At 58.1% G+C, this 8,801-nt stretch carries 4 protein-coding genes and 1 pseudogene; 4 read left to right on the top strand and 1 reads right to left on the bottom strand.

The window, feature by feature from the left end; translation table 11 throughout:
• From ABX749_RS12455 to ABX749_RS12440, 4 genes and pseudogenes are all read left to right on the top strand, one after another.
• A pseudogene (locus tag ABX749_RS12455) lies at nt 1-702 on the top strand (glucosamine-6-phosphate deaminase); the annotation flags it as partial.
• A gap of 252 nt (nt 703-954) precedes the next feature.
• A complete protein-coding gene (locus ABX749_RS12450; protein ID WP_372896272.1) occupies nt 955-3,195 on the top strand; it encodes a DUF1549 and DUF1553 domain-containing protein in 2,241 nt (746 codons plus the stop codon).
• Nucleotides 3,196-3,258: 63 nt separating this feature from the next.
• Nucleotides 3,259-4,638: a DUF1501 domain-containing protein gene (locus ABX749_RS12445; protein WP_372896271.1), complete on the top strand. Its 1,380-nt coding sequence runs from the start codon at nt 3,259-3,261 to the stop codon at nt 4,636-4,638.
• A 347-nt stretch (nt 4,639-4,985) separates the two neighbouring features.
• Nucleotides 4,986-6,236: a Glu/Leu/Phe/Val dehydrogenase gene (locus ABX749_RS12440; protein WP_145213749.1), complete on the top strand. Its 1,251-nt coding sequence runs from the start codon at nt 4,986-4,988 to the stop codon at nt 6,234-6,236.
• A gap of 33 nt (nt 6,237-6,269) precedes the next feature.
• Here the strand turns inward: ABX749_RS12440 and ABX749_RS12435 are convergent, their stop codons facing one another.
• Nucleotides 6,270-8,351 (bottom strand): sulfatase-like hydrolase/transferase, encoded by a 2,082-nt coding sequence (locus ABX749_RS12435; protein WP_372896270.1) that lies wholly within the window; start codon nt 8,349-8,351, stop codon nt 6,270-6,272.
• Nucleotides 8,352-8,801 lie beyond the last annotated feature (450 nt).

Below are 8,801 nucleotides of genomic sequence, written 5' to 3'. Positions count from 1 at the left end.
TTCGCCGCCGATTTCTGTCGCGAGTTCGAGGTCTATAGCGATGACATCCAACGCCTGACCGAGATGATGATTCACGCCATCCGCGACAAGGCATCTGGAAGCGTCGATATCAATGAAGTCCAGCGATTAAAAGGGCTGATTCGACGCGGTGAAGCGACCGCCGGGGCGCGGGTCTGCGGCGTCCGCGACGAACGATTGCATTACTTGAACTTGCCGTTCTACGAAACCGGTGCGGTTCGTAAAAATCCGATCGGCGAACGAGACGTTCAAATCACCGTCGATCTGTTGCGTCACGTGCAGCCCCACCAAATCTACGCCGCCGGTGACTTGAGTGATCCCCATGGAACCCACCGCACCTGCCTGGACATCATCTTTGCCGCCTGTGCGGAATGCCGACACGACGACTGGTTCGCGTCGACCGCCGTCTGGCTTTACCGCGGTGCCTGGCAAGAGTGGGCGCCCCACGAAATTGAGATGGCGGTGCCGTTGAGCCCCCAAGAAGTCGATCGCAAACGCGATGCGATCTTCAAGCACGAATCGCAAAAAGACCGCGCCCTGTTCCCAGGCTCCGATGCCAGAGAGTTCTGGCAACGCGCCGAAGCACGCAACGCCCAGACGGCACAGATCTACGACCGACTGGGGCTGGCCCAGTACCAAGCCATCGAAGGCTTCGTCCGCTGGAAAGGGTTTGATGCGACGTAGTCGACGTAGTGCGGCGGGTGGGGTGATAGAATGATGCGTTTATTGGCGTGAGAACGCCACAGGGTTTGGGTGATAGCACATCAGATCATTCCGCCTCTTTTCCCCTAACTGTTTCCGCAGTGGTTCCGCGTCGTCGACGGCGGGGGTCGCTCGCAAAGATTGGACTCCGAGCACGCTATTCCGCTAGACTGAAGCGAGAGCCCGCCCCCCAATCCCTCAACGTCAGCGGCCAGACGCCCGATGGAGTCGATCTTGAACGACAGCTACTCTCGTCTCGTTCGTGTCCAGGTCGCCGTCATCGGTTGGGCAATCGCACTCTCACTGACCGGTGCCACGGTGTCTGCCTTGGAACCTGCGTCGGGCGATCCGATCGAACAGGAATGGGGCCACGGGAACTGGCCGTTTACGCCACCTGCTAAGCCGGCGGTTCCGCAAGTCGATGATTCGTTGCGCGTCGCCAATCCGATCGATGCGTTCATCCTTGCGCGACTGGAGGCGGAAGGTTTGCATCTCAATCGCCCCGCTGCTCGCCGGCAATTGCTTCGCCGCGTCACCTTCGATTTGACCGGTTTGCCACCGACGGCTGAGGAACAGCGCGCCTTTCTGGATGACGATTCGCCGCTCGCCTATGAACGTGTCGTCGATCGACTTCTCGCGTCGCCGCAACATGGCGCCCGCTGGGCACAGCATTGGTTGGATGTGGTCCGCTTTGCGGAAACAGACGGATTCAAATCAGATGTCCTCCGACCCAACGCGTATCGTTATCGTGACTATGTCATTCGCTCGCTCAATCTTGATCGACCATACGATGAGTTTGTCGCTCAACAACTCGCCGGTGATGAGATCGCCCCCGATGATCCGGAAGCCTTGATCGCAACGGGGCTCAATCGCCTGTATCCCGACGAAGACAACGCGGCCAACCTGTTTCAGCGACGTCAAGAAATCCTAGACGACATCACCGAAACGACGGGGCTGGCTTTTCTCGGTCTAACGATGGGTTGCGCACAGTGCCATGACCACAAGTTCGATGAAATCCTGCAGGAAGACTATTTTCGACTCCAAGCCTTCTTTGCTCCGATCGTCGAACGCGATGACATTCCACTGGCCGATCCGGAGCAAACTCAAGAGTACGAGCGTCAGTTGCGTCAATGGGAACAAGCCACACACGAAACACGTGCAAAAATCGATCAGCTGCTTGAGCAACAGCGGGCAACCGCTCAAGCGTACATGCTGTCCAAGTTTGAACCCGCGATCCAAGAGTGCTACAACACTCCGGCATCCCAGCGGACGCCCTATCAAGAGCAGATCGCTCGCATCGCGGCGAAACAGGTCGACCGTGCGACCGGCGAAGAAAAATTGGTCGGCAAACTCTCCGAAGCAGACAAGTCCAAGTACAACGAGCTGAAAAAACAGCTCGAACCCTTTGAAGCGTTGAGACCCGCGCCGCTTCCAACACTGATGGCTGTCACGGATCTCGGCGATCAAGCACCGCCGACCTTTATCCTTGACGGAGGCAATTGGCGGAACCCGATGGACGAAGTCGATCCCGGATTTCCGCAATTCCTGGATTTGTCGAACCCGTCCACTCCAGTCAACGTCGCACGACCGTCGACCTCGGGACGACGCGCGGCACTCGCGAATTGGTTGACCGACGGGCATCATCCGTTGACCGCTCGCGTGATCGTGAACCGCTTGTGGCATCATCACTTCGGCCGTGGTATTGTTGCGACGCCAAACGATTTCGGAATCCAAGGTGATCCTCCGACGCATCCGGAATTGTTGGATTGGCTCTCGATCCGGCTCGTGGAAAACGATTGGAGTTTGAAATCCATCCACCGGTTGATGGTCACATCATCAACCTATCAACAATCGTCGTTGGTGGATCCCGGCGACGAGCGTCACGCCTTGGCGATGCAACGAGATGCCAGCAACCAATTGTGGTGGCATGCCAAGCGTCGTCGACTGGAAGGCGAAGCGATTCGTGATGCGATGTTGTCGGCGTCCGATCGACTGAACCGCAGAATGTTTGGCGAAAGCACGCGGCCGAAACTGCCTGAGGGTGCCAGCAAACGCTACGCCTGGACGCCCGACGAACGCGTCGAAGATCGCCGCCGCCGATCCGTGTTCGTGTTCGCAAAACGGAACATGCGTTTTCCGATGTTTGATACCTATGATTATCCCGACATGCACAACAGTTGCGCCGTCCGCACACAATCCACCACCCCGCCGCAGGCGTTGTTGATGCTCAACGGAGACGACTCACTGGAACTGGCATCGCAGTGGGCCGGCGATTTACGCAAGCGATTTGGCGACCAGACGAACCAATTGATCGAGTTTGTCTACCAGTCCACACTCGGTCGCCAACCGAGTGCGGACGAGCGGTCCGCGGCACTGGAGTTCATCACATCGCAATCGGCTGTCGATGACGGCCAACCGGTAGCGGATTTCGTCCATGCATTGTTTAACTGCAACGAATTCATTTACATCGATTAGACATCGATGTCAGACAGGCTGCGAGCCGCCCCCCCGTTTTTTCGACGCGTTACCCATCCGATCATGCATCATTACTGTCGCAGAGACTTATTGACGAAAGCCGGCAGCGGATTCGGCGGCATCGCGCTGTCGGCGTTGTTGGCCCAAGATGGACTGTCAAGAGCACCGCATTTCAAACCGAAGGCCAAGTCGGTGATTTGGTGTTTCCTGGACGGTGGCGCCAGTCACATGGATCTGTTTGATCCGAAGCCGTTGCTGAACAAACTGGACGGCCAGCCGCTGCCGGACAGTTTTCAGCGTCCTGTCACCGCGATGGGACGCACGGCGTTCACGCCCTTGCTGGGTTCTAAACGCACGTTCGCACAACATGGTCAATCGGGAACTTGGGTCAGCGATTGGTATCCCGAAATCGCAACGTGCGTCGACGAGATCGCCGTGATTCGCAATTGCACGGCCGATGGTCTCAACCATGTCGGCAGCGTTTGCCAGATGAACACCGGCAGCATTCTCGGCGGGCGGCCCTGCCTGGGTTCCTGGTCCGTTTATGGCTTGGGATCCGACAGCACCAACCTGCCCGGCTATGTGGTCTTGCTGGACTATCCGGAAGAACCCCCGGGAGGAAAGCGAAACTGGTCGACCGGTTTCATCCCGGCGACCTTTCAAGGCACCCAGTTTCGCGATGGCAACACGCCCATCCTGCATTTAGCCCCACCGGCGGGCATGAGCGACCAGAGGCAACGGTCGAAGTTGGATTTCATTCAACAACTCAACCGCCGTCACCGCGAGGCGCGGGCGGAGGATGATGAATTGGAAGCCCGAATCGCCGCTTATGAAATGGCCTATCGGATGCAATCATCGGCAACCGAAGCGGTGGATTTGGGTTCAGAGTCCCAGGAGACGCTGAATCTGTACGGATTGGACCGGAAAGAAACCCAGCGGAACGGACGCAATTGTCTTTTGGCCCGGCGGTTGGTTGAACGCGGCGTACGGTTTGTCCAACTCTACATGGGATCAGGCAGCAAATGGGACGCCCACAAGGACATCGAAGGCAACCATGCCAAGAACTGCCGCGAGAGTGACAAGCCGATCGCAGGTTTGTTGAAGGACCTTCGTCGCCGAGGCTTGCTGGATGAAACGCTGGTGATCTGGGCCGGGGAGTTTGGGCGAACGCCGATGAGTGAAAGCGGTGATGGACGAGATCACAACCCGTACGGTTTTACGATTTGGATGGCCGGCGGCGGAATTCAAGGCGGCATCACACACGGAGAAACCGACGACATCGGGTTGTATGCCGTCGGGGGCCATTCGCACGTTCACGACATTCATGCGACGATCCTGCACTGTCTGGGGATCGACCATTTAGACCTCACCTTCCTGCACAACGGACGCGACGAACGAGCGACCGTCGATGGGGGCGAGGTCATTCGCGAGGTGTTGGCTTAGCGTCACGAAGTGGGATAGGCCTTCGGCGTCTGCGACATACAAACAGTCTCGCGCAATCGATCTCCACCCGGCAATCGTCCCCAACTTCCAGCATCATCGTTGGACCGGCTCCGATGGATTGCTCGCCAGACTTGGTGAGATCCTGAACCGTTTGGGCACCTGTCGCGATAACTCTGCAACAACACGCTGGTGCGGGGTGCGGTGCTCATCAACTCTGTTCCTCGGGGGTTCGTCAATTGTACCCCGAAACGAAACCATGATCACGGCGAACGGAGTAAACTCAAAACCGCCGTCATGCCGAATCGAGTACGGTATGCCTGGGCGAATCACTCCAGAGGGACGAATTGATGCTAGAAGAGAGCCGGGCCTATTTTCGCCATGCCGCCAATGTTCTGGGACTTTCTGACCGGGTGCGGGACATCCTGCTGACCCCGTTGCGGATCGTCAAGGTCGGTCTGATCACCGAGAGTGACGAAGGAAAACTGATCCAGCATACGGGATACCGGGTGCAACACAGTCGTGTCCGCGGGCCGATGAAGGGCGGATTGCGATACCACCCCTCGGTCGACGAAGACGAAGCGACGGCGCTGGCCAATTTGATGACGTGGAAAACCGCGGTCGTCGACGTTCCCTATGGCGGCGCCAAGGGTGGGATCAATTGTGACCCGAGCGATTTGAGCGAGCGTGAACTGAACGAGATCACTCGCACCTTCGTCGGCCAAATCAAGGATGTCATCGGCCCCACCATCGACATCCCCGCTCCGGACGTCAACACGAACGCCAAAATCATGGGCTGGATCATGGACGAGTATTCCAAGTACGCCGGATTCTCTCCCGGGGTCGTGACGGGCAAACCGTTGCACCTGTTCGGATCCGAAGGCCGTGAAGAGGCAACCGGTCGCGGCGTCACGATTGTGCTGGAAGAAGTGCTGCGCTCACAGAAAAAATCCATCACGGACGTCACGGTCGCCTTTCAAGGCTTCGGCAACGTGGGCAGTTTTGCGGCTCGGACGATGGCGGAACTGGGTGCCAAGATCGTCGCCGTCGGCGATCATGCCGGCGGCGTTTCAAACCCCGAGGGGCTCAACATCGACGAGTTGGTTGCCTGGACCGCCCGGCATGGCAGCGTCGCCAGATTTCCCGGTGGCGACGCGTTTGAAAGTTCCGAAGTGTTGACCTGGAACGCCGACGTCCTGGTCCCCGCCGCACTCGGCGACGTGCTGACCAAAGATAATGCCGAAGACGTTCGGGCGAGCATCATCGTCGAAGCCGCCAATTCGCCGACGACCCCCGAAGCCGACGAGATCTTTCGGCGACGTGGCATTCTGGTCGTGCCCGATATTCTGGCCAACGCCGGCGGCGTGACCGTCAGCTATTTTGAGTGGGCGCAGAATATCCAACAATTCCGCTGGGAACTCGGACGCATCCGACACGAACTGACCGACCACATGCGAAAGGCCTATGCGTGTGTCGCCGATGTCGCCAAGAAGCGTGACGTCGATCTGCGCACCGCCGCGTTCATTCTGGCGATCCAGCGTGTCGGCGAGGCCGCCCTTTCGCGACGACCCTATGCCGAAGCCAAAGACCTGCCACGTTAAAACAAGTGGCGTAAGCTTCCTGCTTGCGAGCGATCACAAAGTTCTGATCCGAACGTCGCGCAAGCTGAGCGTGGGTTCGGCCAATCCCGGGAAATCGAGCCCGACCACTCCGGCACCGGCGTTCGATTCTTCAACCACATCGCTGTGCAACCTGCCGTTGATCCAAACCTGGCAGCGGCCATCGACCACGCGGATGCGATAACGATTCCATGGTCCCGGATCAAAGGGTACGGCGATGCCTTCCAGATTGGATGCCGTCGGCGGAACATTGGCGACCGTTCCCACGACACGATTGTCTCTCACACGGGCGTGATAGCTGACCCGCATCTGCCCCGCGTCGGGCGACTTGGCTTCGAACTCCCATTCAAAGTTTTTGTACTTTGCGATCGTCGCCAGGTACGACGACGCATGACCGCTGAATGTCAACGTCCCATCTTCGGATGCGACGCCGCCTTTCTGCGCCCCGTAGGTCCAATGATGCAGGTCATCGAGAGACTTCCAATTCGGGCCATCACGCAACGCGATCAGCTGGTCTTTCAGTGAAGCTTTGATGGCAGCGTAGGCCGGATCATCCGCGAGGTTTTTCCACTCGCGGGGATCGGCGTGAAAATCGTAGAGTTCTTCTTCGCCGCTGGAGCAAAGCGAGTAGCGATACTGTTTGCTGCGCACCGAAAAATGTGGGAACCAGGTGCCCCCGTGTCGTTCGTGTTGGCTGTGGTCTTTCCCCGGCAATGCCGTGATCGCGACATCGGGACCGTCCCAGTCACCTTCGGGTGACATCACCAGGGGAACCAGGCTGTGCCCTTGCAGTTTGTAACCGCCCGATGCCACATTCGGCTCTTGGGGCAAACCGCACAGTTCGTTCAGCGTCGGGTACAGATCGATCCATGAGACGGGACGGTCGCAGGTCACGCCTTGGGGCATGCCGTCGACACCGGCGATGATCAGTGGAATTCGCGTCGCGCCGTCCCACAGACTTTGCTTGTACAGGAACTCTTTTTCGCCCATGTGAAATCCGTGATCGCTGGTGAAGACCACGATGGTGTTGTCACGCCCGGGACTCGCGTCAACGGCGTCCAGGATTTTCCCGACTTGATCATCGACAAAGGCAACGCAGGCCAGATAGGCCTGTAGCCACTGCTTGTAGAGTTGCCGGTCTTGATGACGCACGAGCATCTTGTACCGCCGAAAGCCGTACAGCGATCGATCGGCCAGCACGGTCGCGCAGTCAGCCAAGTCATTCTCGATCGTCTCGGGCAGTTCGATCGAATCGAGCGGGAAACGATCAAAATATTCCTGTGGCGCGTAAAGCGGCGTGTGTGTCCGGACCAGTCCCGTGAAGATCGCGAAGGGCCGGTCATGTTGCCTCGCGATCACTTCGGTTGACCACTCGGCACACAATTCGTCACTCAACTTGTCTCGATCATCATCGCCGTTGTAACGAAACGGTTTGCCGCCCAACCGCCATCCCTTGTAACCGGGGATTCCCGCTGCGGGATCCGGCTTCCAATCCGGGACCATCGACAGTGGGCCGAAGTGGTGTTCCCACTTGTAGTCCATGTCACCATCGGTGTCGTACAGATACATCATCGCCGGATGAGGAAGATGACTTTGATTGGATTTCCCATCCCACGGCCAAGGCCCGACGTCGGGCTTGGGACCGCGCAGATCAAATGCCCCATCGGACTGACCGCCGTGGTAAATCTTGCCGGTGCCGAACACGGAGTAGCCGTGGTTTTGCAGGTGCCGATTAAGTGACACGCATTGATTCAGAACGCCGTTTTCTTTCCATTTCTCGAACCAGTACAGCCCGCTGGTTTGCGGATAGAGCCCGAACAGCATGCTGGCCCGCGACGGGGCGCAGATCGGATCGTTGCAATGGGCGTTGGTGAACGTGACACCGCGTCGAGCGATTCGATCGATGTTCGGGGTCTTGATCCTCGGCTTGCCATCTGGGGCCAGCGGCAAGTCGTTCAAATCGTCGACGATGATCATCACGACGTTGGGACGTGCCTCCTCAGCCGATGCATCCGCGGTCACCGCAGATAAAAACGAACAAAGCACGACGAGAGGAACAAGGACCCGCGTCGCCGATGGGTAAGGATTGAATCGCATGCTATTGACGAGAAGGTGGTAAGTTCGAAAGGTTTGGCTGGAACCATTCTAGGCGCAGCGGATGCCGGGGTGTCGTCCACAATGAGAAACGGAAATTAGTGCCGGTCGGTACGAAAGCACAGGGGAAAGGCTCACGCAAAGCCGTCAAGCGGCCAAGAAGGAAATGAAGAGAATAGGACTGGAAGGAGTGGGGGCGACACGCTGCCAGTTTCATCCACGATGGGACCGGGTTCTGACCTTTGCGGCTTGGCGTCTTTGCGTGAGACCTGCAGCTTCTCCGTCCAGAGTGCTCACGCAAAGCCGCAAAGTCGCCAAGAAGAAGATGAAGCAATAGGACCGGAAGGCGTGGAACGCGGCACGCTGCCAGTTTCATCCACGATTGGTCCCGGTTCTGACCTTTGCCGCTTGGCGTCTTTGCGTGAGACCTGCAGTTTCTCCATCCTGAGTGCT

The organism is Stieleria sp. (assembly GCF_041595215.1).
In the GTDB taxonomy this organism is placed as follows: Bacteria; Planctomycetota; Planctomycetia; order Pirellulales; family Pirellulaceae; genus Stieleria; species Stieleria magnilauensis.
Note: the sequence above shows the minus strand (reverse complement) of the source record. Positions and strands in the feature narration are given on the sequence as shown.